Source organism: Aeromonas sanarellii (assembly GCF_000820085.1).
Lineage (GTDB): Bacteria > Pseudomonadota > Gammaproteobacteria > Enterobacterales > Aeromonadaceae > Aeromonas > Aeromonas sanarellii.
This window is the reverse complement of sequence record NZ_CDBN01000092.1, coordinates 89,958-116,677: the sequence shown is the minus strand read 5'-3', so window position 1 is coordinate 116,677 and position 26,720 is coordinate 89,958. Positions and strand designations below refer to the sequence as shown.

The following is a 26,720-nucleotide window of genomic DNA, read 5'->3' as shown; positions in this document are numbered from 1 at the left end:
GTCACTTCATCAGACATTGATATCAAAAATTGTTTTTGATGCTCGATGCTGTGAGTGCCCACACAGATTGCTTGATTCAAATTGTTAAAGAGCGTCACGCTTATCGCGTTGAGGAGGCGCATCTTACACTCCCCACTTCGAAAGTCAAGCGGTTGTTTTCGCTTTTCTTTCGGCGCTGGCTTCACGAGGAAGCGAGCTCATCAGGTTGGCGTGGTCCGCCGTGCTGGTAGGGGCGCATTATAGGGAGCCGCGCAGCGATGACAAGGGCTTTTTGCAAAAATGCGTTCGCTTGCTGAAAAAGCAGGCTGAAGCCTCTAAAACAAGGGCTTCAGCCTGCTTTCAAGCCGCTTTTTTGCTCAATTCTTCGCTTTGCGCCTGGATATAGTTGACCCAGCTGGTCGCTCGCTGCTGCCAGTTATCCTGCTGCTGCAGTTCACGGGCCAGCTCCAGCGCCTCGGCATACTGCTCTTTATTGAGGTGCGCCTGCACCAGCAGCGCCTTGGCGCGATTGCCTTGCTCGCCTTTCACCGACTTGATGGCCGCGAGCTGGGTCATGGCCGCATCCGTTCTACCTTGTTGCAACAACAGTTCGGCGGCGCGCATGGCCGCCTTGGGGTGAGCATGCTCGCGGGCAAGCAGTTGCCAGCTGTCGACGGCCTTCGGCCACTCACGAGCACCTTCCCACAATTGGGCCAGCAGTTGGCGGTTCTCGGCGTTCTGCTTCATCTGCCCCTTGGCCATGGCAGACTCCAGCAGACGGGCACCGCGATAGGGTAGTCCCTGCCAGGCATAAAGACGGATCAGCTGGTTGCGGGCAGCGGCATCGTCCATCAGTTGACGGTTGATGGCGGTTTGCAGCAGTGCCAGCGCCTGATCGCCGCGCTTGGCGGAGAGGTTGAGCGACACAGCCTGCTGCCACCACTTGCTCTCTTTCGGCTCGTAGCGGATCAGCACTTCGGCCTGATCGGCCGCCACACCGTAGCGCTGCAGTGCGGTAAGGGCGGAGAGACGAATGATAGCGGCCTGCTTCTGCCAGCTCTTCTTCAACAGTTGTTCACTCTGACTGGCAGCCTCACCGTACTGCTTGTTGTGGTAATAGAGGCCGGCCAGACGCAGGCGCAAGGCATCGTCAGCCTGGATGGCCAAAGCCGCCTTGTAGCTGGCGATGGCGCCGGCCCAGTTGGATTGCTGGGCCTGGATGTCGCCGCGCAGCCGCAGCAGTTGCAACTGTTGTTGCTCGGGCCACTCTTTATAAGCCAGCGCCTGCTCCACGTAGCGGCTGGCCTGCGCGGTCTGCTGCAGGTTGGCGGCCAGCGAAGCTTGCAACTGGGCCAACCAGGCACGCTCGGCCTCGGAATTGGGCTTGAGGCCGGATGCCTTGCTCTGAGCCTGTTGCCACTGGCCGGACTGATAGAGCTTCATCACGGGCTCCAGCTGGCGGGAGAAATGAGGGCTCACCTCCATCGCCAGACAGGCTTGGCTGACCAGGGCCAGCACACAGATCCAGATCCGCAACATAGTTATGACTCCAGTTTGAATTTGAGCGTGATGACTTGCACCAGCTTGTCGGTGGCGCCCGGTCTCGGCTGGTAGCGCCACTTGTTGATCGCCTGAATGGCCGCCCGCTCGAACTGACGCTTCGGCTTGGCCTCGACCACTTCCACATCCTGTACCCGGCCGTCGGCATCGACGTTGAAACGCAAGGTCACCGACCCTTCGATACCAGCCTGCTGCGCCCGGTAGGGATAGACGGGCTCAGCCCGTTGCAGCGGCATCAAGATGTCGCCGGCGCCGATCCCGGCACCCTGCTGCTGGCCATGGAAGTTGCCGCTCGCAACCGGGGTAGGGGTGGTCGCAACGCCAGGGGCATAGACCTGCACCGCGCTGAGGCTGGAGACCAGATCCAGGCTCGGCTGCACCGAGGGCAGCGGGGCCGCAGCAGGCATAGGCAGCGGCGTCGAGGCCAGCGCGGCAGGCGGCTCCGGCAAGGGTTCCGGCTCTTGGGGTACCGGGCGCTCGCGCACCTGCACCTCAGTCACCTCGTTCTGCATGTTGATGACGATGGATTTCTGCTCGGCGCTCGCCTTCTCCCCTCTGGGCGGCTCCACCAGGGTGGCCATGAACAGCAGGATCCCCAGACTGAGGGCAATCCCCAGTCCCAGGCTCATCAGCTTGTATTTCATTTCGGGGCCACCGCCACGGCGATGTTGACGATGCCTGCCGCCTTGGCTTCATCCATCACCCGTACCACCTTGCCGTGGGGCACCCGCTCGTCGGCCTGGATCACCAGACTTGCCTCGGGCTGTTCCGCCAGCAGGCGGGCGACGCTGGCCTGCACCCGCTCCACGTCGATCTGCTTGCGGTCGAGGAAGATCTGCCCCTGGGCGCCGATCGCCAGCATGATGCTGGAGGACTTCTGCGCCTTGGCCTGACTGGCCTGGGGCCTGTGCACCTCGAGCCCGGCTTCGCGCACGAAGGAGGTGGTGACAATAAAGAAGATCAACATGATGAAGACGATATCCAGCATGGGGGTCATGTCGATCTGCACTTCATCGCGCTGGCGTTTGGATTGCCGTCTCATTGCATTACCTTCTCTTCTCGCAGGCCGTCCCGGGTCTTGGCCAGCGCGCGCTTGGCCTGGCTCTCGAGTCGGCTGAGTAACAACACGCCGGAGAGCGCGACCACCATGCCAGCCATGGTAGGGATGGTGGCGCGGGAGATCCCACCCGCCATGCTCTCCGGGTTAAAGCGGTTGGCCGCGGCCAACGCATCGAATACGCCTATCATGCCGGTCACTGTACCCAGCAACCCCAGCATGGGGCAGAGCACCACCAGGGTGCGGATGAAGATCAGATGACGATTGAGCTCAAGCTCGGCCTCGGCCAGCCAGCGCCCGCGAATCGCGCGAGCGTGCCAGCTGTGGCGCTCGCTGCGCGCCTGCCAGCGGTCGAGCAGCTGTCGCTGCAGCGGGGCAAACCCCAGGTTGAGGTAGAGCAGCCGCTCGATCATCAGAATCCACATCAGCACCAGCAGGGCCAGAATGACCCAGAGCACCGGGCCGCCACGGCCCATGAAGCTCTGCAGCTGTTGCCAGATGTCGAGCATCATGCCACCCGCTCCATCCCGTCACGGTTGCTCTCGGCCCGCTCGGCCAAAATGCCGGCCACCTGCTGCTCCAGTACGTTGGAGAGTTCGGTGAAGCGGGATTGCAGCAGGCTGTGGGCCAGGATAAGCGGAATGGCCGCCACCAGACCCTGTACCGTGGTGACCAGCGCCATGGAGATGCCGCCCGCCATGATCTTGGGATCGCCGGTGCCGAACTGGGTGATGGCCTGGAAGGTGCCGATCATCCCGGTCACGGTACCGAGCAGGCCCAGCATGGGGGCAATGGCCGCGATCACCTTGACCATACCGATACCGCGCTCCATGCGAGGGGTCTCCTGCAGGATCGCCTCGTCGAGACGCAGCTCGAGGGTCTCCATACTCAGCTCGGGATGCTTGTCAGCCACCGTCAGCACCCGACCGAGGGCGTTGTCGGCATGATATTCACCGCTCTTGAGCTGGCGACGAACCCGGCCCAGTTCACGGGAGAGGCTCCACAGCCGTACTCCGGCGATCCCCAGGCCGATGGCGGCCAGCAGCACTATGATGGCGCCGACCTGGCCGCCCTGCTGGACTTGCTGCCAGAAGGTGGGGGCTTGTGCCAGCATATCCAGCAGGGTGCCGTGGGAGGGATCCAGCGGCAGCGCTTCCCCCTCCTGACCCTGATAGGCGTCCGCGGCGGAGAGCACGCTGCCGGGCAGGCCCAGCACCGGGCTCAGGCCTTCGGCGGTTGGCTGCAGGAACGCCTGCTCGCCAAACAGCACGAAGCTGCCGATCCGGGTCAACGTCTGCTCGCTGGCAGCCCCCTGGGCATCCAGCACCTTGCCGTCGAACTGGGCAACCCGGCCCGATTCAAGGATCTCCTGCAGCAGGGTGGCGGGCAGCAGGGCGAGGGCGGCGCGATCCGGCACCTGCTTCTCCTGCGCCATGGCCTTGAGCGGGGCGAGGCGCTCGGGGTACTGGCCCTCGACGGCGGATTCGCTCAGCAGCTTGACCGCATCGCTGGCCCCCTGACGGGTCACCGCGAAGATCTCGTTCATGTCGCCGGAGGCCTGCTCCCACTGAGCATTGAGCTCCACCAGCTGCTTCTCGTTGCCGGCAAACTCGGCCGCCAGCTGCTTGCTCAGGCGCTGGGCCGCAGCCAGTTTGGCACGGGCACTGTTCAGCTCCTTGGAGACAGACGCCAGATCCTGCTGGGCCTGCTGCTCACGAGCCTGCTCCTGCTGCCGCCAGGCTTCATCGGCAACGGCAGTGGTGATGCCTAGGGAGAGGGCAATGGCGAGGGGGAACCACTTCATGGTGACGCTCATGACTGGGCCTCCTGACCACGGCTGACGGAAAGGGGGACATTCAACAACTGGGGAACCTTCTTGTCGGCAGCCATCTCCAGCGCCTCGGCAATGGGAGAGAGCCACTGGCTGTCGAGGGGCTGCCACTGCTTGCTCTGCGCAGACCAGCGCCAGGCCAGGGAGCGGTCGGCGGTCATCGCCAGCAGGGAGACCCGGCCCACCGCCAGCACATCGACCCGGCGCGGTGCGCCATCCAGCGCCAGCTCGGCAGAGTAGCTATCCAACCGGCTGCCGTATTCGGCTTCGATTTGGTAGGCCTGCAGCAGCTGGCGGAACTTCTCCGCCTCGCTCACGTCGGCTCGGGCCAGGGTCGCTTTCAACTGTTCAACCCGCGCCAGGCGATCTTCCTTGCGCAGCGGCATGTCATTTTGTACCAGCTGCTCCAGATCGGCCTGCATCTGCAGCATCAGCGGGATCAGGCCCTGCCGCGTCTCCTGTACCGCCTCCAGCTGCTGGCTCAGCTTGCCAAGCTCATTCTGCTGATCGGCCACCAGAGACTGCATGTAGCGGTTGTAGGCTTCCAGATCGCGCAGTTGCAGCTGGGCATTTTGCAGCTCCAGCCGGGCGGCAACGGCTGCATCGGCGGCTTTTTCCACGCGCTGCTGGGAGGCTTTCCCGGCGGCGATGCTGTTTTTCAGTGCCGGTGCGACCAACTCGTCGGCGCCAGCAGCGAAGTGGACTGACAGTGGCAACAAGGCCAAACCCCAAAACTTATTCATGATATAAATCTTAACAATGATAACTATTCTCATTGTCTCAAAGAGTCGGGCCAGTGGCAATCAGATGATTTTCTTGGCCTGTGGCCGAAAAAACAGGATACTTTTTAGACAAGCACGGGAATTACTGGCGTTGTTAGTCACAACACCATTCTAAATAACTAAAAAATGTCTTTTCGATCAGGATGATGAGTGGTCGAAAAAGGAGAGTTACATGTTTAACGATGCGATCTGGGAACACATAGATCGGTTCACCAAGGCCAAGAAAACGAGCGATATCCAGCAGCAACTGGAGCGCTTCAGCCATCAGATGGGCTTTGATTACTTCCGGCTGCTGATCATTTTTCCCATCAGCATGCAAAAGTCCCATGTGGCCTTGTTCAACAACTGTCCCACCAGCTGGTTTGACGCCTATTCGGAGCGCCACTACCTGACCCAGGATCCGGTCGTCTTCCTGGGGCTGAAGCAGACCCAGCCCATCTTCTGGAATAAGCTCGATTGCGATTCCCCCTGGTTGCCCAGTGCCAGCCGGGAGGTGATGAATCTGGCCGCCGACTTCGGGGTGAGAAACGGCGTCTCCTTCCCGCTCCACACCCCGCAGGGGGAGCACGGCATCCTCTCTTTCATCAGCAAGGAGAAGTCCAATTCTGAACTGATGTTTGAAAACGCTCCCACACTGTCGTTTTGCGCCAGTTATATCTTCGGTGCGGCGCTGCAGTTGATAAAGCGCAGACCCGAGCTGATGAAGCACCTTACCGAGCTGTCGGACCGGGAGAAGGAGTGCCTGTTCTGGGCCAGCGAGGGCAAGACCTCCTGGGAGATCGCCACCATCCTCGGCATCAGCGAGCGTACCGTGAACTTCCACCTCAATCAGGTCACCAACAAGACTGACTCCAAGAACCGCAACCAGGCGATCGCCAAGAGCATCTCCAGCGGCATCATAGTGCCCTCCCTGGACGACGTGACCATCACCAACCTGCGGCTGTCATAACGGCCACTCGATCAGACAAACAAAAAGAGCCGCAATGCGGCTCTTCTTCATTTCCGGCGACGGCTTATTCCACGGTCACGGATTTTGCCAGGTTGCGCGGCTGATCCACGTCGGTGCCCTTGATGAGGGCGACATGGTAGGAAAGCAGTTGCAACGGCACGGTGTAGACGATGGGCGCGATCACCTCTTCCACGTGGTTAAGGCTCATCACCCGCATGGTCTCGTCGCTCTTGAAGCCGGCATCCGCATCGGCGAAGACGTAGAGGATACCGCCACGGGCGCGCACCTCTTCCACGTTGGACTTGAGCTTCTCCAGCAGGTCGTTGTTCGGCGCCACGACGATGATGGGCATCTCGGCATCGATCAGCGCCAGCGGGCCGTGCTTGAGCTCACCGGCGGCATAGGCCTCGGCGTGGATATAGGAGATCTCTTTGAGCTTGAGCGCCCCCTCCATGGCGATGGGGTACTGGCTGCCGCGACCGAGGAACAGGCTGTGGTGCTTGTCGGCAAACTCTTCGGCCAGGGTCTCGATCTGCTTGGCCAGCGCCAGGCCTTCCTTGATGCGCAGCGGCAGGGCCTGCAACGCCTTGACCAGCTCGGCCTCGGCGGCGGCACTCAGGTTGCCACGGCAGTGACCGACCGAGGCCACCAGCATCAGCAGACCGGCCAGTTGGGTGGTGAACGCCTTGGTGGAGGCGACGCCTATCTCGGCACCGGCCCGGGTCATGAAGGCCAGGTCGGATTCGCGCACCAGGGAGGAACCCGGCACGTTGCAGATGGCCAGGGAGCTCATGTAGCCGGACTCCTTGGCTAGGCGCAGAGCCGCCAGGGTGTCGGCAGTCTCGCCGCTCTGGGACAGGGTCACCAGCAGGCTGTTGGGGCGCACCACGGACTTGCGATAGCGGAACTCGGAGGCGATCTCCACGTCGCAGGAGACACCGGCGATCTCCTCGAACCAGTAGCGGGCCACCATGCCGGAGTTGTAGGAGGTGCCGCAGGCGACGATCTGCACGTGCTCGACCTTGTCGAAGATGGCGCGGGCGCCGTTGCCGAAGGACTCGACCACCACGTGATCCGAACCCAGACGACCTTCCAGGGTATTGGTGATGGCCTTGGGCTGCTCGTAGATCTCTTTCAGCATGTAGTGGCGGTATTCGCCCTTGTCACCGGCATCGTGGGAGAGCTCGGACTCCAGCTCCTCACGTACCACGGCCTCGCCCTGGGTATCGAAGACATGCACGTCGCGACGGGTCACCTCGGCCACGTCCCCCTCTTCCAGGAAGATGAAGCGACGGGTCACCGGCAGCAACGCCATCTGGTCGGAGGCGATGAAGTTCTCGCCGATGCCGCGGCCGATCACCAGGGGGGAGCCGGATCGGGCCACCACCAGGCGGCTGTCGTCGCGGCTGTCCATCACGACGGTGCCGTAGGCGCCGCGCAGCTGCTTCACCGCAATCTGCATGGCGGCCAGCAGGCTAGGGGCGCTCTTCAGCTCGTGATGCACCAGATGGGCGATCACCTCGGTGTCGGTGTCGGAGCTGAACACATAGCCCAGCGCCTTCAACTCTTCCCGCAGCTCTTCGTGGTTCTCGATGATGCCGTTGTGTACCACCACGATATGCTCGGAGACGTGGGGGTGGGCGTTGCGCTCGGACGGCTCGCCGTGGGTCGCCCAGCGGGTGTGGGCGATGCCGGTGCCGCCGTGCACGGACTGCTCTTCGAGCGCCTTGGCCAGCTCGGCCACCTTGCCCAGACGGCGAACCCGCTGCAGCGGTCTATCGGCGCTGAACACGGCCACCCCGGCGGAGTCATAACCGCGGTATTCCAGACGGCGCAGGCCCTCTACCAGGATTTCAGCCACATCACGTTGGGCGACGGCCCCGACGATGCCACACATAGACTTCTCCTTGAGACGTAAGACGTTAATTCGATTGAATAATGGACGGTTCTGTTCACAGGGCCACGGGGGCGCAAATCAGCTGGATCCCCCTGGCCCGGATCTGTTCTCTGGCCGCACTGGCCAGCCCCTCGTCGGTCACCAGGGTATGGATACCGGACCAGGGCAGTTCGAGGTTCGGGATCTTGCGGCCGATCTTCTCCGACTCCACCATGACGATGACCTCCCGCGACACCTCGGCCATGACCCGGGAGAGACCCACCAGCTCGTTGAAGGTGGTGGTGCCTCGCTCAGGGTCTATGCCGTCGGCGCCGATGAACAGCTGGTCGAAGTCATAGGAGCGCAGCACCTGCTCCGCCACCTGGCCCTGGAAGGATTCGGAGTGGGGATCCCAGGTGCCGCCGGTCATCAGCAGGGTGGGTTCGTTCTCCAGCTCCCGCAGGGCGCCAGCCACGTTGAGGGAGTTGGTCATGACGATAAGGCCGCGCTTGCTGCCCAGCATGGGGATCATGGCGCTGGTGGTGCTGCCGCTGTCGATGATGATGCGATTGTGATCGCGGATCCGCTCGGCGGCGGCGCGGGCAATGGCCAGCTTTCGTTTCGAAACCTGATCCGGGTTGCTGTCCACCACCATCTCGCTGGGCAGGGGAACGGCACCGCCGTAGCGACGCAGCAACAGGCCACCGGTCTCCAGCACCGCCAGATCCTTGCGGATGGTCACTTCCGAGGTGGAGAAGTGTTTGGCCAGGGCGTCGACACTGACTTCACCCTGTTCCTGTACCAGGCTCACTATGGTGTGGCGACGCTGTTGAGTGTTGCGTTTGGTCATTGTTAAGTTTCGATTCGAAAGAATGGCGAAATATTAATGCCTTTTCGGGAAAAATCAAACGGCAAATAGGATCCGATTTGCTTCGATGCCAGAATGGGCAAGCCGATTTGCGACGAGGACGCCATGCAAAAACGACTCATCTGGCTGGTGGAAGACGAGACCAGCATTGCCGACACCCTGATCTACGCCCTGCAGACCGACGGTTTCGAGGTGGAGTGGTTCCCCCTCGGACAGCCGTTGCTGGCGCGACTGGAACAGACGCAACCCGACTTCCTCATTCTGGATGTGGGACTGCCGGACATCAGCGGTTTCGAGCTGTGCAAGCAGGTGCGGACCCTGACCGACACGCCCCTGATGTTTCTCACCGCCCGCAGCGAGGAGATAGACAGGCTGATCGGGCTGGAAATAGGGGCAGACGACTATGTGGCCAAGCCCTTCTCGCCCCGCGAGGTGTGCGCCAGGGTGCGGGTGATACTGCGCCGCAGCCAGCCCAGCGCTCCCCAACCGAGCCAGCTGCTGGTGCTGGATGAGGAGCGGGCCCGCATCTGCTTCCATGGCCAGCCGCTGGCGCTCACTCGCTACGAATACCTGCTGCTCAAGACCCTGATGCTGGCGCCGGGCCGGGTCTATTCTCGCCAGCAGCTGATGGAGCTGGTGTGGAGCGGGGCGGAGGAGAGCCTGGATCGCACCGTGGACACCCATATCAAGACCATTCGCGCCAAGCTGCGGGAGCGGGACCCTGACGCCAACCTGATCCTGACCCACCGCGGGCTGGGCTACAGCCTGGAGCTGGCATGAACTCAGGGTGGCCGGGCACCGGCAGGGGGATGAGATGAGAATCGGATTGCAACTGCTGTGCGGCCTGGTGCTGATCTTCGCCCTGGCCGCCTGGTTCGTGCTGGAGATCTTCGTCGAGGAGATCAAACCAGGGGTGCGCAGCGCCACCGAAGATACCCTGGTCGACATGGCCCAGATGCTGGCGCCGCTGGCACTGGACGACATGCAGGAAGGAAAGATGGCGGATGGCAGGCTGGCCAGCGCCTTCGCCCGCCTCAACCAGAGCCCCATCAACGCCCTGATCGACGGTCACCTCAAGCAGCAGGCGGAGTACCGCATCTATGTGGTCGACCGCTGGGGCAAGGTGGTCTACGACTCGGACGGGGTGGATCTCGGCAAGGACTATTCACGCTGGAACGATGTCTACCGCACCCTGCGCGGCGAATATGGCGCCCGCAGCACCCGCAGCGATCCCGACGACCCCGCAAGCTCGGTGATGCACGTGGCCGCACCGCTGCGGGAAGGGGAGGTGATCCTCGGCTCCCTCACCGTCGCCAAACCCAACCGCACCCTGCTGCCCATGATAGAGCGCAGCGAACACCAGCTGCTGCAGGGGGCGGCCCTGCTGCTGTTCATCTCGCTGCTCATCGGCGCCCTGCTGGTGTGGTGGCTCAACCGCGCCATCGGCAAGCTGGTGCACTACGCCGATGCGGTCAGCCAGGGTCAGCCCGCCAGCCTGCCGCGCCTCTACAGTCCGGAGCTGGATCGACTCGGCCGCTCCCTGGAAACCATGCGTCGCCAGTTGGACGGCAAGGCCTACATCGAAGCCTATGTCCACAGCCTGACCCACGAACTCAAGAGCCCGCTGGCCGCCATTCGCGGGGCAGGGGAAATACTGACTGAGGCCCCGCCGCTAGACGTCGCAAAGCGCTTTATCGGCAACATCAATCTGGAGACGGCCCGCATGCAGCAGCTGATCGAGCGGATGCTGCAACTGGCCAGACTGGAATCTGGGCAGGGGCTGGACAGGCAGGCCATCGAGCCGGCCAAGCTGGGCAGACGGGTGCTCGACGCCCGCCAGATAGTCGCAGCCCGTCGCCATGTGGCCCTGACGGCAGAGCTAGCCGACGCCCCCAGGCAGAAGTGGGATCCCCTGCTGGTGGAGCAGGCCCTCGGCAACCTGCTGGACAACGCCCTCGACTTCTCACCCGCCGGGGGTCAGATCCGGCTGAGCGGCGCCATGGAGCAGGGGGGCTACTGCTTCCGGGTGCGGGATCAGGGACCAGGCATTCCCGACTTTGCGCTGCCCAGGATTTTCGAGCGCTTCTATTCGCTGCCCAGACCCGACAAGGGCAAGAGCAGCGGCCTCGGGCTCAGCTTCGCCACTGAGGTGGCGCGCCAGCACGGCGGCCGGCTGACCCTTGCCAACCAGCCGGACGGCGGCGTGCTGGCAGAGCTCTGGCTGCCCGGCAACTGAGGGCTCTTCACACTGAGCACACAGAGCCTGGCTAAGCTGCGCCTCCTCGATGACGACCTTCCCCGTCGATGCGCATTCCCATGAATCAAGGAGAGAGTGATGCCCCGTATGCTGTTGTCCGGCCTGCTTGCCGCCGGCCTCTTCTGTGCCCTGCCCGCCAGCGCCGCCTCTGGTTGCATGCTGTTTGCCGATGCCACCGGCAAACCCCTCAGCACCCAGGGGGAGTGTGCCACCCAGTTGACCCCGGCCTCCACCTTCAAGATCCCGCTAGCCCTGATGGGCTATGACAGCGGCTTCCTGGTGGATGAGCAACTGCCGGCCCTGCTATTCAAACCCGGTGACCCTGACTTCCTGCCGGAGTGGAAGCAGACCACCACCCCAAGCAGCTGGATGCAATTCTCGGTCATCTGGTACTCACAGCGCCTCACCGAGTGGCTGGGGGAGGTGCGCTTCCAGCACTATGTCGACCGCTTCGACTACGGCAACCGGGATCTCTCGGGCAACCCGGGCAAGCACGACGGTCTGACCCAGGCCTGGCTCAGCTCCAGCCTCGCCATCAGCCCCCAGGAGCAGGCCCGCTTCCTCGGCAAGATGGTGAGCGGCAAGCTGCCGGTCTCCGCCCAGACCCTGCGCCATACCGCCAACCTGATGCGTCAACCCGGCATCGACGGTTGGCAGATCCACGGCAAGACCGGCATGGGTTACCCCAAGCTGCTGGATGGCAGTCTGGACAGGGAGCAGCAGATCGGCTGGTTCGTCGGCTGGGCCAGCAAGCAGGACAAGAAGCTCATCTTCGTCCACACCGTCATCCAGAAGCCGGGTAAACAGTTTGCCTCCCTGAAGGCCAGGGACGAGGTATTTGCCGCCCTGCCGGTCGAGCTGAAGAAGTTGTAATGCCAACAAGAACCGGCGCCTAGCGCCGGTTTTTTATCCCCCTTCACCGCCCCTTCACACAGCCCCACCTTCCCTTCACCCGACCCCGGCACACTCCCTTTCAACTACAAGGAGATGCGTCATGGTCAAACAGATTTTCAACCACAAGATCTTTCTGCTGCTGTTGCTCAGCCTGCTGCTGATGGTGCCGGTGCAATCCATCATGGAGCTGAACCGGGAGCGCCAGGCTTATCGCTCAGAAGCCATCCAGCAAATAATGGCCAGCACCAGCGGGCCCCAGCGCCTGATAGGTCCCATCGTAGTACAGCCGTACACAAGCGAGCACATCCTGAACGATGGTAAGGAATCCCGGCGAGAAGTGGAAACCCTCTATCGCTACCTCCTACCGGAACAGCTGGATGCTACTGTCGACATGGAAGTTACTCCGCGCAAACTGGGGATTTACCAAGCCCAGCCATATCAGGCCAACGTCACTCTGACCGGTCAATTACCTTCGCTCCCTGATTGGCAGCCTCCGCGCAACAGCATACCCGGCCAGCCCTATCTCAGCCTGGTCGTCTCCGATGCCCGCGGCATCACCCAGATCCCGGCCATCACCCTCGCCAACGAACCACTGGCCGTCATCCCAGGAGCCCGCCTTGGCACCTTGTCCGGCGTGCATGTCCCGCTGACGACCAAACAACAGCAAGGAGGGCGTTTCGAGGTAAGGTTTTCCCTGCAGGGCATGGAGAAATTCTCCCTGATCCCGATAGGCCGTGACAGCAAGCTGACCCTCTCTGGTAACTGGCCTCATCCCAATTTTCTCGGTGACTTCCTGCCGACCAGCCGCAAGGTACAAGAGAAAGGATTCAACGCTCACTGGCAGACCAGCTGGTTTGCCACTGATATGGAAAATCAGTTCCACGACTCAATCTTCGGGCCCTCAGAAAAGCTGCCTAGTTTCAGCGTCAGCCTGGTGCAACCGGTGGATCACTATCAGCTGAACGAGCGGGCCGCCAAGTATGCCCTGCTGTTCATCGGCCTCACCTTCCTCAGCTTCTTCATGTTCGAGCTGCTCAAGGGGCTGCGGGTGCACCCGATCCAGTACGCGCTGGTGGGTATGGGGCTGGCCATCTTCTATCTGGTGCTGCTGGCCCTGACCGAACATCTCGGCTTTGCCTGGGCCTATCTGATTGCCGCCCTGGCCAGCGTGGCCCTCAACGGCTTCTACCTGAGTCATGTGCTGGGCGGCCCGAAACAGGGCATGGGATTCGCCGCCCTGCTCGGGCTGGTCAACGCCATCCTGTTCGGCTTGCTGCAGGCCGAGGAGACAGCCCTGCTGCTCGGCGCCCTGCTGCTGTTCGCCATACTGACGCTGGTCATGGTGCTGACCCGCAAGCTGGACTGGTACCGGGTGATGAGCCGCCCGGACGACCAAATCCCCGCAGCTGAACAGGCAGACTGAAAACAAAACCGGCGCCATCAGGCGCCGGTTTGCATTTCATTGATCGGGCATCACTTCTTCTTGACCGGGCGAGCCCAGTTCTGGATGTGACGCTGGGGCACCCGGGTGATCACCAGCTCGTTCTCCGCCACGTCCTTGGTGATGGTCGAACCCGCCCCCAGGGTCGCCCCCTTGCCGATGCGCACCGGTGCCACCAGCTGGGTATCGGAGCCGACAAAGACGTCGTCCTCGATGATGGTCTGGAACTTGTTCACCCCGTCGTAGTTGCAGGTGATGGTGCCGGCACCGATATTCACCTTGGCACCGATCTCCGCATCCCCCAGATAGGTGAGGTGACCGCACTTGGAGCCCACCCCGAGGCGCGCCTTCTTCATCTCGACGAAGTTGCCGACGTGGGCATCCTGCTCCAGCACGGCGCCCGGGCGCAGCCGGGTAAAGGGACCGACCGAGCACTGATCGGCGATCTGTGCCCCTTCGATGACGGAGTAGGGTTTCACCTCGGAGTGATCGCCGATCACGCAATCCTTCAGCACGCTGCCGGCCCCGATGCGCACATGGTTGCCGAGCACCACCTTGCCTTCGATGATGACGTTGACGTCGATCACCACCTCTTCCCCGATCTCCAGGGTGCCCCGCAGATCGAAACGGGCCGGATCGATCAGGGTGGCGCCGGCGATCATCAGCTTCTCGGCCTGCATCTGCTGGTAGCTGCGCTCAAGCGCCGCCAGCTGCACCCGGTTGTTGGCCCCTTCCACTTCCATGGCGCTGTCCGGGTGGACCGCGGCGATGGGGCAGTTGTCGGCATGGGCCATGGCAATCACGTCAGTCAGATAGAATTCGCCCTGGGCATTCTTGTTGTCCAGACGCGACAGCCAGCTGCGCAGCTGGCCGCCGTTCGCCACCAGCACGCCGGTGTTCACCTCGCGGATGGCGAGCTGCTCGGCGTTGGCATCCTTCTGCTCGACAATGCCAACCACCTGGCCATGTTCCCGCACGATGCGGCCATAGCCGGTCGGGTTGTCCAGCACCACGGTCAGCAGCGCCATGCCGTCGTCGGCCTTGGCGGCCAGCAGCCGTTGCAGGGTCTCGGGCTGGATCAGCGGGGTATCGCCGTAGAGCACCAGCACGTCGTCTTCGTCGTTCCAGAAGGGGATGGCCTGGGCCACCGCGTGGCCGGTTCCCAGCTGCTGGGCCTGCAGTACCCAGTTCACATCTTCCGCGACGATCCGCTCCTTCAGCAGCTCGGCACCGTGGCCATAGACCAGGTGCAGCTGCTCGGCACCGATCTGGCGGGCGGTCTCGATCACATGGGAGACCATGGGCTTGTTGGCCACGGGGTGCAGCACCTTGGGGAGAACAGAACGCATACGAGTACCTTTACCCGCAGCCAGGATCACGACATTGAGAGACATAGCTAGCCTTTGAAACAGGTGGAAATGCTGGGCGGAGTCTATCCAACGGGCAAAAAAAAAGCGACCCGAAGGTCGCTTTTTGCATCACCGTGATTAGCGGTAATTCTTTTTGACGATATCGATAACCCGCAGCTGGGCCATCGCTTTGGCCAGCTCGGCAGATGCCTGAGCGTAGTCGATATCACCATGGGAGCTGTTGATCCGCTCTTCGGCGCGACGCTTGGCTTCCTGGGCTTTCGCCTCATCCAGGTCGTCGGCACGAATGGCGGTATCGGCCAGCACGGTCACGGCTTCGGGTTGTACTTCCAGCATGCCGCCGGAGATGTACAGCACCTCTTCGCTACCATTTTGCTTGATCAAGCGGACCAGGCCCGGCTTGATGGCAGTCAGCAACGGAGCATGACCGTGGCGGAGACCCAGCTCACCTTCGGAGCCTGATACCTGGGCAGATTGCACCCGACCGGAAAACAGTTTTCCTTCGGCGCTCACCACATCCAGGTGAAAGGAGATCATCTCAGCCATGGGCCCTCCTATCGAGGCTTACAGTTTCTTGGACTTCTCGACGACTTCGTCGATGCCGCCAACCATGTAGAACGCCTGCTCGGGCAGATCGTCGTACTCGCCCTTCAGGATGCCCTGGAAGCCACGGATGGTTTCCTTCAGCGGCACGTACTTGCCCGGAGAACCGGTAAATACTTCGGCCACGAAGAACGGCTGGGACAGGAAACGCTCGATCTTACGGGCACGGGCTACGGTCAGTTTGTCTTCTTCTGACAGTTCATCCATACCCAGGATGGCGATGATGTCCTTCAGCTCCTTGTAGCGCTGCAGCACGGTCTGGACACCACGAGCGGTCTCGTAGTGCTCCTTGCCTACCACCAGCGGATCCAGCTGACGGGAGGTGGAGTCCAGCGGGTCAACGGCCGGGTAGATACCCAGTGCCGCGATCTGACGGGACAGTACGACGGTCGCATCCAGGTGGGCGAAGGTGGTCGCCGGAGACGGGTCGGTCAAGTCATCCGCAGGGACGTAAACGGCCTGTACGGAGGTGATGGAACCGGTCTTGGTGGAGGTGATGCGCTCTTGCAGAACACCCATCTCCTCGGCCAGGGTCGGCTGGTAACCTACTGCGGAGGGCATACGGCCCAGCAGTGCGGATACCTCAGTGCCCGCGAGCGTGTAACGGTAGATGTTGTCCACGAAGAACAGCACGTCACGACCTTCGTCACGGAACTTCTCGGCCATGGTCAGGCCGGTCAGCGCCACGCGCAGACGGTTTCCGGGCGGCTCGTTCATCTGACCGTAAACCAGAGATACCTTGTCCAGTACGTTGGACTCCATCATCTCGTGGTAGAAGTCGTTACCCTCACGGGTACGCTCACCTACACCGGCGAACACGGAGTAACCGCTGTGCTCGATCGCGATGTTACGGATCAGCTCCATCATGTTGACGGTCTTGCCTACACCGGCGCCGCCGAACAGACCAACCTTACCACCCTTGGCGAACGGACATACCAGGTCGATAACCTTGATGCCGGTCTCCAGCAGCTCGGTGCTGTTGGACTGATCTTCGTAGCTGGGGGCTTCACGGTGGATGGACCAACGCTCTTCTTCGCCGATCGGGCCCTTCTCGTCGATGGGATCGCCCAGTACGTTCATGATACGGCCCAGGGTCGAGGTACCGACCGGTACCTGGATGGCCTTGCCGCTGTTAACTACTTCCAACCCACGACGCAGACCGTCGGAGGAACCCATGGTGATGCAACGCACGACGCCGCCGCCGATCTGTTGCTGAACTTCCAGTACCAGACCCTGGCCTTGGCCTTCGCTGACAACCTTCAGTGCATCGTACACCTGGGGCACGGCATTCTGCGGGAACTCGATGTCCACCACAGCGCCGATGATTTGGACGATGAAACCGTTACTCATGTCAAATCCTCTAAACCTTTGATAACCCTTGCCTTACACCGCGGCAGCACCGGAAACGATCTCAGTGAGCTCCTGGGTAATACTGGCCTGACGGGCCTTGTTGTATACCAGTTGCAGATCGTTAATCAGGTTGCCGGCGTTGTCAGTCGCGGCTTGCATGGCAACCATTCGGGCTGCCTGTTCACTTGCCAAGTTTTCAACCACCCCCTGGTAGACCTGGGATTCGACGTAGCGAATCAGCAGGGTATCCAGCAGTTGCTTGGGATCCGGCTCATAGAGGTAATCCCAGTGGTGTTTCTTGGCGAGCTTGCTGTCTTCAGTTACGGGCAAAGGCAGCAGTTGATCGACTTTTGGTTGCTGAACCATGGTGTTGACGAACTTGTTGTACACCAGATACAGCCTGTCAATCTCACCGTTGTCGTAAGCCTTCAGCATGACCTTGACTGAACCAATCAGGTCATTGACGCTCGGGTTGTCACCCAGTCCGGAGACATGGGCTTTCACCTTGGCGCCGTGCCGTTCAAAGAAGTTGGAGGCCTTGTTACCGATCAGTGCCAGGTCAACCTTGGCACCGTTCGCGCTCCATTGCTTCATATCGTTGAGGGCAGCCTTGAACAGGTTGATGTTCAAACCACCACACAGGCCACGGTCGGTGGAGACGACGATGTAACCCACTCGCTTCACCTCACGTTCCATGAGGTAGGGGTGCTTGTATTCCAAGTTCCCCTGGGCGATATGGCCGATCACCTTGCGCATGGTTTCAGCGTACGGACGGCTGGCAGACATGCGTTCCTGCGCACGGCGCATCTTGCTCGCTGCCACCATTTCCATAGCGCTGGTGATCTTCTGAGTGTTCTTCACACTCCCGATCTTGTTACGTATCTCTTTTGCGCCGGCCATCTCTTCTCTCCATCAGGTGGCAGCTTGCGCTGCCACACACGCTTACCAGGTCTGGGTTGCCTTGAAGTCATCCAGCAACGCAGTCAGCTTGCCAACGATCGCATCGTTGTAGTCAGCCTTGGCATTGATTTCAGCCATCAGCTCACCATGCTGGGTATTGGCGTAAGAGAGCAGAGCGGCTTCGAAGTCGACGATCTTGCTCAGTTCGACATCGGCGAGATAACCCTTCTCGGCGGCGAACAGCACCAGGGATTGCTGGGCCACGCTCATCGGAGAGTACTGCTTCTGCTTCATCAGCTCGGTCACTTTCTGACCGTGATCCAGCTGCTTGCGGGTCGCATCGTCCAGATCGGAGGAGAACTGGGCGAAGGCCGCCAGCTCGCGGTACTGGGCCAGCGCGGTACGGATACCACCGGACAGCTTCTTGACGATCTTGGTCTGAGCCGCACCACCCACACGGGATACGGAGATACCCGGGTCAACCGCCGGACGGATGCCGGAGTTGAACAGCTGGGAGGTCAGGAAGATCTGGCCGTCGGTGATGGAGATCACGTTGGTCGGAACGAACGCGGAGACGTCGCCGGCCTGGGTTTCGATGATCGGCAGGGCGGTCAGAGAACCGGTCTGGCCTTTCACGGCACCCTTGGTGAACTTCTCGACGTACTCGGCGTTCACGCGAGCGGCACGCTCGAGCAGACGGGAGTGCAGATAGAAGACGTCGCCCGGGTAGGCTTCGCGTCCAGGCGGACGGCGCAGCAGCAGGGAGATCTGGCGATAGGCAACGGCCTGCTTGGACAGGTCATCATAGATGATCAGCGCGTCTTCACCGCGGTCACGGAAGTACTCACCCATGGAGCAACCGGCATAGGGAGCCAGGTACTGCAGGGCGGCGGCTTCGGAGGCAGAGGCGACGACGACAATGGTGTTGGCCAGGGCACCGTGCTCTTCCAGCTTGCGCACCACGTTGGCGATGGTGGAGGCCTTCTGGCCGATCGCAACGTAGACGCACTTAATGCCGGAGTCTTTCTGGTTGATGATGGTGTCGATGGCGATGGCGGTCTTACCTACCTGACGGTCACCGATGATCAGCTCACGCTGGCCACGACCGATGGGGATCATGGCATCGATGGCTTTCAGACCGGTCTGGACTGGCTGGTCAACAGACTTACGCTCGATAACGCCCGGGGCGATCACTTCGATCGGCGAGTAGCCGTCGTGTTCTACCGGACCCTTACCGTCGATCGGCTGACCCAGGGTGTTGACCACCCGGCCCAACAGACCACGACCGACCGGCACTTCCAGAATACGGCCGGTCCCCTTTACCTTCATCCCTTCCGCCAGGTTGGCATAGGGACCCATGACAACGGCACCAACGGAGTCACGCTCCAGGTTCAATGCCAGAGCGAAGCGGTTGCCCGGCAGCTCGATCATCTCACCCTGCATGGCATCGGCCAGACCGTGGATACGAATGATACCGTCGCTCACAGAGACGATGGTACCCTCGTTACGCGCTTCGCTTTTGACATCAAACTGCGCAATGCGCTGCTTGATCAGCTCGGCGATTTCAGTGGAATTCAGTTGCATGCTCTAATACCCCAATCAAGATTGCAGCGCATCGGCCATGCGATCCAGCTTACCGCGGACCGTGCCGTCGATAACGAGATCACCGGCCTTGATGAGCACCCCGGCCATCAAGGACGCATCTGTGCTGCAATTCAGCTTCACTTTGCGCGCGAGACGTTGTTCCAGAGAAGCCTGAATATTGGCTTTCTGCTGGTCGGTCAGTTCGATCGCCGAAATCACGTCAGCCTGAACTTCTTTGTCCAGTTCAGCCTTGAGCGCGACGAATTCGGCAACGACCGCCGGCAGCACACCCAAGCGACCATTCTCGGCCATCACCCGGATCAGGTTCTGACCGTGCTCGTTGAGCTGCTCACCGCAGACACCGACAAACAGGTTTGCCAGTTCTTCGGCAGCCACGGAGCCGTTTACCAGGTTGTGGATGGTCTCGTTCTCTGCCACCTGAGCGGCGAAATCGAGCATCTCCAGCCATTGGTCAACCGCCTTGTGCTCAACGGCAAACTCGAAAGCAGCCTTGGCGTAGGGGCGAGCGATTGTAGTCAGTTCAGACATAGCCCCGTTCCCGTTACAGTTCTGCTACCAGTTTGTCGACGATGTCGCTGTTGGCAGCCTGGTCGATTTGGCGTGCCAGGATCTTCTCTGCACCCGCGATGGCAAGAGCAGCAACCTGCTTGCGCAGTTCTTCTTTGGCACGATGACGTTCAGCTTCGATCTCTGCACGGCCCTGAGCCAGGATTTTTTCCCGCTCTGCTTGAGCTCCGACAGCGGCCTCGTCAATGATCTGGGCTTTGCGTTTGTTGGCCTGATCGATGATTTCAGCAGCCTGAAGCTTGGCTTCTTTCAGCTGATCGGTGGCGTTGGCCTTGGCCAGCTCCAGATCTTTCTTGGCACGCTCTGCAGAAGAGAGGCCGTCAGCGATTTCTTTCTGACGGGCTTCGATGGCAGCCATCAGCGGCGGCCATACGTACTTCATGCAAAACACTACGAAGATGAAAAAAGCAACTGCTTGGCCGAGGAGGGTGGCGTTGATATTCACAGCCGATGTCCTCTTTAGTTAGTTAATGGGTTCTGCGTGAGTCGAGACGACTTAGGCAACCGCAAACATCACGTACAGACCCAGACCAACGGCGATCATCGGGATCGCATCCACCAGACCCATCACGATGAAGAACTGGGTACGCAGAACAGGGATCAGGTCAGGTTGGCGAGCCGCACCTTCCAGGAACTTGCCACCCAGGATACCGATACCGATGGAGGCGCCGATAGCCGCCAGACCCATCATCATTGCAGCAGCGATGTACAGCAGGTCCATGTTCAAGTTTTCCATGAGGATCTCCATTTATTTAGATGTAATTGATTGTATAAAAAGGATTATTTGAGTTGCATCAACCATGGTCTTCCTGCGCCATCGACAGATAGACGATGGTCAGAACCATGAAGATAAACGCCTGCAAAGTGATGATCAGGATGTGGAAGATTGCCCAAGGCACGGACAGGATCCACTGTGACCACCAGGGTAACAAACCCGCAATCAGGATGAAGATCAGTTCGCCAGCATACATGTTGCCGAACAGTCGCAGACCCAATGAAACAGGCTTGGAAATCAACGTGACGGTTTCAAGGATGAAGTTAACCGGGATGGCAGCAGGGTGGTTGAAAGGCTGAAGCGTCAGCTCCTTCACGAACCCGCTGATACCCTTGACCTTGATGCTGTAGTACAGGATCAAGAAGAACACGCCCAAAGCCATGGACATGGTGATGTTAACGTCAGCAGAGGGAACCACACGCAGATAGGGAACACCCATCAACTGTGCAGCGTGAGGGATAAAGTCAACGGGGATCAGGTCCATGAAGTTCATCAGGAAGATCCACACGAACACCGTCAGAGCCAAAGGCGCGATGACCTTGTTGCGACCATGAAAGATGTCTTTGACGTTACCATTCACAAACTCGACCAGCATCTCCACAAAGCACTGAAGCTTACCGGGCACACCGCTGGTGGCCTTGACGGCAACCTTGCGGAACAACCAGATAAACAGGGCGCCTAGCACGACGGAAAATATCATGGAATCGATATTCACCGTCCAGAACCCGGACCCTACTTGCAGATGGGTCAGGTGGTGGGAGATATATCCCTGAGGAGTCAGGACTTCTCCGGTTGCAGACATGAGTTTTCCTAATAGTGGTTGTTAAGCGTGAATGAAACTATCCACTGTACAACGAGGGCGAGGATATAAGTGGCGAAGAACGAGACGGTGTCGACCTCGATCCCGGCGCCAAACATCAGGGCGAAAAGTCCTGTTGTAGTAATGAGCTTAATCCCTGCCCCACCATAAAAGTCCCGCAAGACCAGGCCCACGCTCTCTTTCGTCACCTTGCGGCGCAGAACCCAGAGCGTGAACAGGGCCTGAGGAACCCAGTACATCCCCCCTCCGTAGAGAGAGGATTGTCCGGCAAAGACCCCCTTCTGATAAAACCAGACGGAGCCGATTGCCAGGATCAGGATGAGCTGACAAACGAGCATAGCCAAGGCCAGCGTCAAACCTTCCAAGGCTATTTTCTGCTTCACCAACCTACCCCTGAACATTACAGAACTGTAAAAAATCGGGATTCGAAGACCCCAGGTTCACAGCTCGAAAAGCCGGTCAAATTATACCCGTGGAGACGGCTATTGCAACATGGCAAAAATCCTTAATTTTTGAGGCTTTCCGCGCGAAATTAAGGTTATGTTCATAACGAAAGGAATGGATGTTTTATTACTACAAAAAGCGTAAAAATCACGATTCTGACAGGCCAAAATAGCCCAATACCCGGTCCAAATCCGCCAAGTTATCGTAACTAATTACTAACTTGCCGCTATCTTTTTTGCCCGGCTGAAGTTGCACCTGATTGCCAATTTTTTCTGAAATCTGGCGCTCGAGATAACCAAACTGGGGATCGCGGACGGGCTCGACCCTGGTTTTTGCCGGTTCCAGCGCTTTTTGCACCAGCTTCTCGGTATCTCGCACTGTCAGCCCCTTCTGGGACACCAGTTTGGCCAGCTCGGACTGGGCCGGGCCGCTCAGGGCCAGCAGGGCACGGGCATGGCCCATGTCGAGATCGCCATGTTCCACGAAGCGCTTCACGTCCTCGTTGAGCTGGTTGAGGCGCAGCAGGTTGGTCACCGTGGTGCGGGACTTGCCCACCGCATCGGCCACCTGCTGATGGGTCAGTTCGAACTCTGTCAGCAGGCGCTGCAGGGCGACCGCCTCCTCGATGGCGTTGAGATCCTCGCGCTGGATGTTCTCGATCAGCGCGATGGCGACAGCCGCCTCGTCAGGCACCTCCTTGACCAGGCAGGGTACCACCTCGAGCCGGGCCAGCTGGGAGGCACGCCAGCGCCGTTCACCGGCGATGATCTCGAATCGGTTCTCGCCGATGGAGCGTACCACTATGGGCTGAATCACACCTTGCGCACGGATGGAGTTGGCCAGATCCTCCAGCGCATCCTGTGACATGTCCTTGCGGGGCTGGTACTTGCCGGACTGCAGCCACTCCACCGGCAGCTTGCGCAGCTCGCCCTGATTGGCGGGGGCCATGGCTTGTTCGGTACGCTGGTCGCTCATCACCTGTTTCTGGCGGGCGGCCGTGCTGGTGCTGAGCAGGGCGTCCAGCCCCTTGCCCAACCCACGTTTCTTCGGCGTCATAGGCTCTCTCGATCTGCGGTGATCGGCTGGAATTCCTGCTCCTGGCGACGCAGGATCTCGCCAGCCAGGGCCAGATAGGCCTTGGCTCCCACCGATGATTTGTCATAGTGCATGGCCGGAGCGCCAAAGCTCGGCGCCTCCGCCAGTCTTACGTTGCGGGGGATGATGGTGCGGTAGACCTTGTCCCCGAAATGCTGTTTCAGCTGATCGGACACATCATTGGCCAGCCGGTTGCGGTGATCGAACATGGTGCGCAGCACCCCCTCGATCTTCAGCTCCGAATTGACCACGGCTGCCAGCTTGCTGATGGTGTCCACCAGGGCGGTGAGCCCTTCCAGCGCATAGTATTCGCACTGCATGGGTACCAGCACGGAGTCGGCGGCGGCCATGGCGTTGACGGTCAGCATGTTGAGAGAGGGCGGACAGTCGATGAAGACGTAGTCGTACTTGTCCCGGACCGAGGCCAGGGCGTTGCGCAGGCGGATCTCGCGGGCAAAGAACTCCATCAGGCGGATTTCTGCCGCGGTCACATCGGCGTTGGCGGCGATCAGGTGATAGCCTCCCGAGGTCTCGGGGATGATCACCTCGCCGATGGGGGCATCTTCGATCAGCAGTTCATAGGCGGTGCGTTCGACATCGTACTTGTCGACACCGCTGCCCATGGTGGCATTGCCCTGCGGATCCAGATCGATCACCAGCACCTTGCGCCGGGTGGCGGCCATGGAGGCGGCCAGATTCACACAGGTGGTGGTTTTACCCACTCCACCCTTCTGGTTGGCTATGGCAATGACTTTTCCCACACTGTCCCCTAAATGAATGCGGCGGCCCTATTCGGGCTGGATGGCTTTAAACTCCAGCAGATGGCGCTCGCCTTCCAGTTCCGGCACCACCAGCTTGTGGGTGGCGACCAGACGAATGCTGGCAGGCAACTGTGCCAGTTCCTGCTCGGGGTACTGTCCCTTGAGCGCCAGGAAGCTGCCCTCGGGTGACGGCAGATGATGGCACCAGCTCAGCATGTCCTCCAGGGAGGCGAAGGCCCGGCTCAGTACACCATCAAATCCCGTCTCGGGTTGATACTCCTCCACTCGGGATTTGACGGGTGTCACATTGGTCAACCCCAGCTCCAGGATCACTTGGCGGATGAAGTTGATCCGCTTGCCCAGGCTGTCGAGCAGAACAAACTCTTTGTCCGGATTGATGATGGCCAGCGGCAGGCCGGGCAGACCCGGGCCGGTCCCCACATCGATGAAACGCTCACCCTGCAGGTGAGGGCTCACCACCAGGCTGTCGAGGATATGCTTGACCAGCATGGCGTCCGGATCTCGCACCGAGGTGAGATTGTAAGCCTTGTTCCACTTGTGCAGCAACTCGACCAACTGCACCAACTGGGTCTTCTGGGTATCGGTGATAACAATGCCGGCCTGCATGAGCAGGCCGTTCAATCTTTCCAGCTTGTTTTCCAACGGGGAATTCCTCAGGCGGTTTTACGCAGCAGGCCGTGTTTCTTCAGGTGCACCAGCAGGATGGAGATGGCGGCCGGGGTGATGCCGGAGATGCGGGAAGCCTGGCCTATGGTTTCTGGCTTGGCATCGTTCAGCTTGGCGATCACCTCGTTGGAGAGACCGTTCACGTCGCGGTAGTTCATGTCCAGCGGCAGCAGGGTGTTCTCGTTGCGCAGCTGCTTCTCCACCTCGTCGTGCTGACGCTCGATGTAACCGGCATACTTGATCTGGATCTCCACCTGGTCGGCGGCGGCGGCGTCTGCCAGGGCAGGGCCCACACCCTCGATGGCCATCAAGGCATCGTAGGTCACTTCGGGGCGACGCAGCAGCTCTTCCAGGCTCTGCTCCCGGGTCAGCGGGGTGTTGACCAAGGCATTGACGGCCTCCAGAGATGGATGTTGCGGGTGGATCCAGGTCGAGCGCATGCGCTGGCGCTCCTGCTCCACCTGTTCCACCTTGGCGTTGAACAGGCTCCAGCGATGATCGTCCACCAGACCCAGCTCGCGACCGATGGCAGTCAGGCGCAGATCGGCGTTATCTTCCCGCAGCAGCAGGCGATATTCGGCACGGCTGGTGAACATGCGATAGGGTTCGCGGGTCCCCAGGGTGGAGAGGTCGTCCATCATCACGCCCATGTAGGCCTGATCCCGGCGTGGGTGCCAGGCATCCTTGCCCTGGGCGCGCAGACCGGCGTTCAGACCGGCCATCAGCCCCTGGGCGGCGGCCTCTTCATAGCCGGTGGTGCCGTTGATCTGGCCGGCGAAGAACAGATTCTCGATGCACTTGCTCTCCATGTTGGCCTTGAGATCCCGCGGATCGAAGAAGTCGTATTCGATCGCGTAGCCCGGGCGGGTGATGTGGGCGTTCTCGAAGCCGCGGATCGAGCGGACGATCTGCACCTGCACGTCGAACGGCAGGCTGGTGGAGATCCCGTTCGGGTAGAGCTCGTGGGTGGTGAGGCCTTCTGGCTCGACGAAGATCTGGTGCGCCGTCTTGTCGGCAAAGCGGGTGATCTTGTCCTCGATCGACGGGCAGTAGCGCGGACCAATACCTTCGATTACCCCGGCGTACATGGGGCTGCGATCCAGGTTGTTGCGGATCACCTCGTGGGTCTGCTCGTTGGTATGGGTCACGTAGCAGGGCACCTGGCGCGGATGCTGGCTGGCGTTGCCGATGAAGGAGAAAACAGGGCGAGGATCGTCGCCATGCTGCTCCTGCATCACGGAGAGATCGACGGTGCGGGCATCGATGCGTGGTGGTGTGCCTGTCTTGAGACGATCGATGCGCAGCGGCATTTCACGCAGGCGCTGGGCCAGGGCGATCGAGGGAGGATCCCCGGCGCGACCGCCCTTGTAGTTTTCCATCCCGATGTGGATCAGGCCGTTCAGGAAGGTGCCGACGGTCAGTACGACCGTCTTGCCACCGATGCGGATCCCGCTCTGGGTAACGACACCGGCCACCCGATCCCCGTCCATGATGAGATCGTCGCAGGCCTGCTGGAAGATCTTCAGGTTCGGGTAGTTCTCCAGAGTCTGGCGCACCACCGCCTTGTAGAGCAGGCGATCCGCCTGGGCACGGGTAGCCCGTACGGCAGGCCCCTTGGAAGAGTTGAGCGTGCGGAACTGGATCCCGCCGAGATCGATGGCCTGGGCCATGACTCCGCCGAGGGCATCCACTTCCTTGACCAGGTGACCCTTGCCGATCCCGCCGATCGCCGGATTGCAGGACATATGCCCCAGCGTGTCTATGTTGTGGGTCAGCAACAGGGTGTTGAGGCCCATACGGGCAGCTGCTGTCGCTGCTTCTGTGCCTGCGTGACCGCCACCGACGACGATCACATCAAATTGTTCATGGTATTGCATTGGGGATCACCTTGATCTGCACGCCTGAAGATCGTTGTTTGCCTGGTCTGAAGGGCGGATCATTCTATCTGTTTAGCATCCGGAGGGGAACGTCTACTTCAGGATCAGTATGGATCAGGGATCCACTAAATAGATCTTAAGGATCTTTAGATCGATCTTTTATTGGATCTCTTATTAGGATCCGACACTTCTGTTGATAAGCCATTTTTGATCATAAAGATCATTCGCTTAAAGCCGATCGCTGCTTGTGGAAAAGCTTGGATCCTGGAGGGGCGAACGGGGGGATAACCCTGGTTTTTATACACAGGAGCACGTCACATGGGATCTAATACATGAATAACTATAGGTTTTGCAGAGCTTTGCACCGTAGTT

At 60.4% G+C, this 26,720-nt stretch carries 27 protein-coding genes; 5 read left to right on the top strand and 22 right to left on the bottom strand.

Translation table 11 applies throughout. The features are described 5' to 3' along the window. Window positions 1-339: 339 nt before the first annotated feature. Genes BN1132_RS17550 through BN1132_RS17525 form a run of 6 tightly spaced genes read right to left on the bottom strand, consistent with a single transcriptional unit; the run spans window position 340 to window position 5,170 of the window. Entirely contained in the window at window positions 340-1,518 is a 1,179-nt protein-coding gene (locus BN1132_RS17550) for a hypothetical protein (protein ID WP_042079098.1), read from the bottom strand. Between the two features lie 2 nt (window positions 1,519-1,520). Next, entirely contained in the window at window positions 1,521-2,183 is a 663-nt protein-coding gene (locus tag BN1132_RS17545) for an energy transducer TonB (RefSeq protein WP_042079097.1), read from the bottom strand. After that, window positions 2,180-2,581, bottom strand: coding sequence for an ExbD/TolR family protein (locus BN1132_RS17540; protein ID WP_042079096.1), 402 nt, complete (start codon window positions 2,579-2,581; stop codon window positions 2,180-2,182). Before BN1132_RS17540 ends, BN1132_RS17545 begins: the two co-directional genes overlap by 4 nt. Next, window positions 2,578-3,108, bottom strand: coding sequence for a MotA/TolQ/ExbB proton channel family protein (locus BN1132_RS17535; RefSeq protein ID WP_042079095.1), 531 nt, complete (start codon window positions 3,106-3,108; stop codon window positions 2,578-2,580). Before BN1132_RS17535 ends, BN1132_RS17540 begins: the two co-directional genes overlap by 4 nt. Beyond that, window positions 3,105-4,412 (bottom strand): MotA/TolQ/ExbB proton channel family protein, encoded by a 1,308-nt coding sequence (locus tag BN1132_RS17530; protein ID WP_042079094.1) that lies wholly within the window; start codon window positions 4,410-4,412, stop codon window positions 3,105-3,107. Before BN1132_RS17530 ends, BN1132_RS17535 begins: the two co-directional genes overlap by 4 nt. Continuing rightward, window positions 4,409-5,170 (bottom strand): DUF3450 domain-containing protein, encoded by a 762-nt coding sequence (locus tag BN1132_RS17525; RefSeq protein ID WP_042079093.1) that lies wholly within the window; start codon window positions 5,168-5,170, stop codon window positions 4,409-4,411. The genes BN1132_RS17530 and BN1132_RS17525 overlap by 4 nt, the downstream gene beginning before the upstream one ends. Window positions 5,171-5,381: 211 nt before the next feature. On the opposite strand from BN1132_RS17525, the gene BN1132_RS17520 reads away from it, so the two are divergent. After that, window positions 5,382-6,158, top strand: coding sequence for a helix-turn-helix transcriptional regulator (locus BN1132_RS17520; protein WP_042079092.1), 777 nt, complete (start codon window positions 5,382-5,384; stop codon window positions 6,156-6,158). Between the two features lie 64 nt (window positions 6,159-6,222). On the opposite strand, the gene glmS is transcribed toward BN1132_RS17520, so the two are convergent. Both glmS and BN1132_RS17510 read right to left on the bottom strand, forming a co-directional pair. Next, entirely contained in the window at window positions 6,223-8,055 is a 1,833-nt protein-coding gene (gene glmS / locus BN1132_RS17515) for a glutamine--fructose-6-phosphate transaminase (isomerizing) (protein WP_042079090.1), read from the bottom strand. A 55-nt stretch (window positions 8,056-8,110) separates the two neighbouring features. Next, on the bottom strand, window positions 8,111-8,884 hold the full coding sequence (locus tag BN1132_RS17510) for a DeoR/GlpR family DNA-binding transcription regulator (RefSeq protein ID WP_042079089.1): 774 nt from the start codon (window positions 8,882-8,884) through the stop codon (window positions 8,111-8,113). A 123-nt stretch (window positions 8,885-9,007) separates the two neighbouring features. Here BN1132_RS17510 and blrA point away from each other — a divergent pair, with 123 nt between their 5' ends. The 4 genes from blrA (at window position 9,008) to creD (ending at window position 13,476) form a co-directional block, all read left to right on the top strand. Then, a complete protein-coding gene (blrA, locus tag BN1132_RS17505; protein ID WP_042079106.1) occupies window positions 9,008-9,682 on the top strand; it encodes a beta-lactam response regulator transcription factor BlrA in 675 nt (224 codons plus the stop codon). A gap of 34 nt (window positions 9,683-9,716) precedes the next feature. Continuing rightward, window positions 9,717-11,138 (top strand): beta-lactam sensor histidine kinase BlrB, encoded by a 1,422-nt coding sequence (blrB, locus tag BN1132_RS17500; protein ID WP_042079104.1) that lies wholly within the window; start codon window positions 9,717-9,719, stop codon window positions 11,136-11,138. Window positions 11,139-11,237: 99 nt separating this feature from the next. After that, a complete protein-coding gene (gene blaOXA / locus BN1132_RS17495; RefSeq protein WP_042079088.1) occupies window positions 11,238-12,032 on the top strand; it encodes a class D beta-lactamase in 795 nt (264 codons plus the stop codon). Between the two features lie 121 nt (window positions 12,033-12,153). After that, on the top strand, window positions 12,154-13,476 hold the full coding sequence (creD, locus tag BN1132_RS17490) for a cell envelope integrity protein CreD (RefSeq protein ID WP_042079087.1): 1,323 nt from the start codon (window positions 12,154-12,156) through the stop codon (window positions 13,474-13,476). A 50-nt stretch (window positions 13,477-13,526) separates the two neighbouring features. Here creD and glmU read toward each other — a convergent pair whose 3' ends face one another. The 14 genes from glmU to mnmG all read right to left on the bottom strand — a co-directional run bounded on the left by glmU (window position 13,527) and on the right by mnmG (window position 26,348). Then, window positions 13,527-14,888 (bottom strand): bifunctional UDP-N-acetylglucosamine diphosphorylase/glucosamine-1-phosphate N-acetyltransferase GlmU, encoded by a 1,362-nt coding sequence (gene glmU, locus BN1132_RS17485; RefSeq protein ID WP_042079086.1) that lies wholly within the window; start codon window positions 14,886-14,888, stop codon window positions 13,527-13,529. Window positions 14,889-14,981: 93 nt separating this feature from the next. Then, window positions 14,982-15,410: a F0F1 ATP synthase subunit epsilon gene (locus BN1132_RS17480; RefSeq protein ID WP_010672259.1), complete on the bottom strand. Its 429-nt coding sequence runs from the start codon at window positions 15,408-15,410 to the stop codon at window positions 14,982-14,984. An 18-nt stretch (window positions 15,411-15,428) separates the two neighbouring features. Next, window positions 15,429-16,817: a F0F1 ATP synthase subunit beta gene (gene atpD, locus BN1132_RS17475; protein WP_010672260.1), complete on the bottom strand. Its 1,389-nt coding sequence runs from the start codon at window positions 16,815-16,817 to the stop codon at window positions 15,429-15,431. A 33-nt stretch (window positions 16,818-16,850) separates the two neighbouring features. Next, the gene (gene atpG / locus BN1132_RS17470; protein ID WP_042079084.1) at window positions 16,851-17,717 is read right to left on the bottom strand and encodes a F0F1 ATP synthase subunit gamma; all 867 of its coding nucleotides are present in this window, start codon (window positions 17,715-17,717) and stop codon (window positions 16,851-16,853) included. A gap of 42 nt (window positions 17,718-17,759) precedes the next feature. Beyond that, complete coding sequence (gene atpA / locus BN1132_RS17465) at window positions 17,760-19,301, bottom strand: F0F1 ATP synthase subunit alpha (protein WP_042079083.1); 1,542 nt, start codon at window positions 19,299-19,301, stop codon at window positions 17,760-17,762. Window positions 19,302-19,316: 15 nt separating this feature from the next. Beyond that, window positions 19,317-19,850: a F0F1 ATP synthase subunit delta gene (atpH, locus tag BN1132_RS17460; protein ID WP_042079082.1), complete on the bottom strand. Its 534-nt coding sequence runs from the start codon at window positions 19,848-19,850 to the stop codon at window positions 19,317-19,319. Between the two features lie 13 nt (window positions 19,851-19,863). Continuing rightward, on the bottom strand, window positions 19,864-20,334 hold the full coding sequence (atpF, locus tag BN1132_RS17455) for a F0F1 ATP synthase subunit B (RefSeq protein ID WP_010672264.1): 471 nt from the start codon (window positions 20,332-20,334) through the stop codon (window positions 19,864-19,866). Between the two features lie 51 nt (window positions 20,335-20,385). Beyond that, the gene (atpE, locus tag BN1132_RS17450; protein ID WP_010672265.1) at window positions 20,386-20,625 is read right to left on the bottom strand and encodes a F0F1 ATP synthase subunit C; all 240 of its coding nucleotides are present in this window, start codon (window positions 20,623-20,625) and stop codon (window positions 20,386-20,388) included. 58 nt (window positions 20,626-20,683) lie between these two features. Next, window positions 20,684-21,466 (bottom strand): F0F1 ATP synthase subunit A, encoded by a 783-nt coding sequence (gene atpB, locus BN1132_RS17445; RefSeq protein ID WP_010672266.1) that lies wholly within the window; start codon window positions 21,464-21,466, stop codon window positions 20,684-20,686. Between the two features lie 8 nt (window positions 21,467-21,474). Further along, window positions 21,475-21,885, bottom strand: coding sequence for an ATP synthase subunit I (locus tag BN1132_RS17440; RefSeq protein WP_042079080.1), 411 nt, complete (start codon window positions 21,883-21,885; stop codon window positions 21,475-21,477). Window positions 21,886-22,075: 190 nt separating this feature from the next. Continuing rightward, window positions 22,076-22,984, bottom strand: a complete 909-nt coding sequence (locus BN1132_RS17435; RefSeq protein ID WP_042079079.1) for a ParB/RepB/Spo0J family partition protein — start codon at window positions 22,982-22,984, stop codon at window positions 22,076-22,078. Further along, window positions 22,981-23,784, bottom strand: a complete 804-nt coding sequence (locus tag BN1132_RS17430; RefSeq protein ID WP_042079078.1) for a ParA family protein — start codon at window positions 23,782-23,784, stop codon at window positions 22,981-22,983. Before BN1132_RS17430 ends, BN1132_RS17435 begins: the two co-directional genes overlap by 4 nt. 27 nt (window positions 23,785-23,811) lie before the next feature. After that, window positions 23,812-24,411, bottom strand: a complete 600-nt coding sequence (gene rsmG / locus BN1132_RS17425; RefSeq protein WP_042079103.1) for a 16S rRNA (guanine(527)-N(7))-methyltransferase RsmG — start codon at window positions 24,409-24,411, stop codon at window positions 23,812-23,814. Between the two features lie 47 nt (window positions 24,412-24,458). After that, window positions 24,459-26,348, bottom strand: a complete 1,890-nt coding sequence (gene mnmG, locus BN1132_RS17420) for a tRNA uridine-5-carboxymethylaminomethyl(34) synthesis enzyme MnmG (RefSeq protein ID WP_042079077.1) — start codon at window positions 26,346-26,348, stop codon at window positions 24,459-24,461. Between the last annotated feature and the right edge of the window lie 372 nt (window positions 26,349-26,720).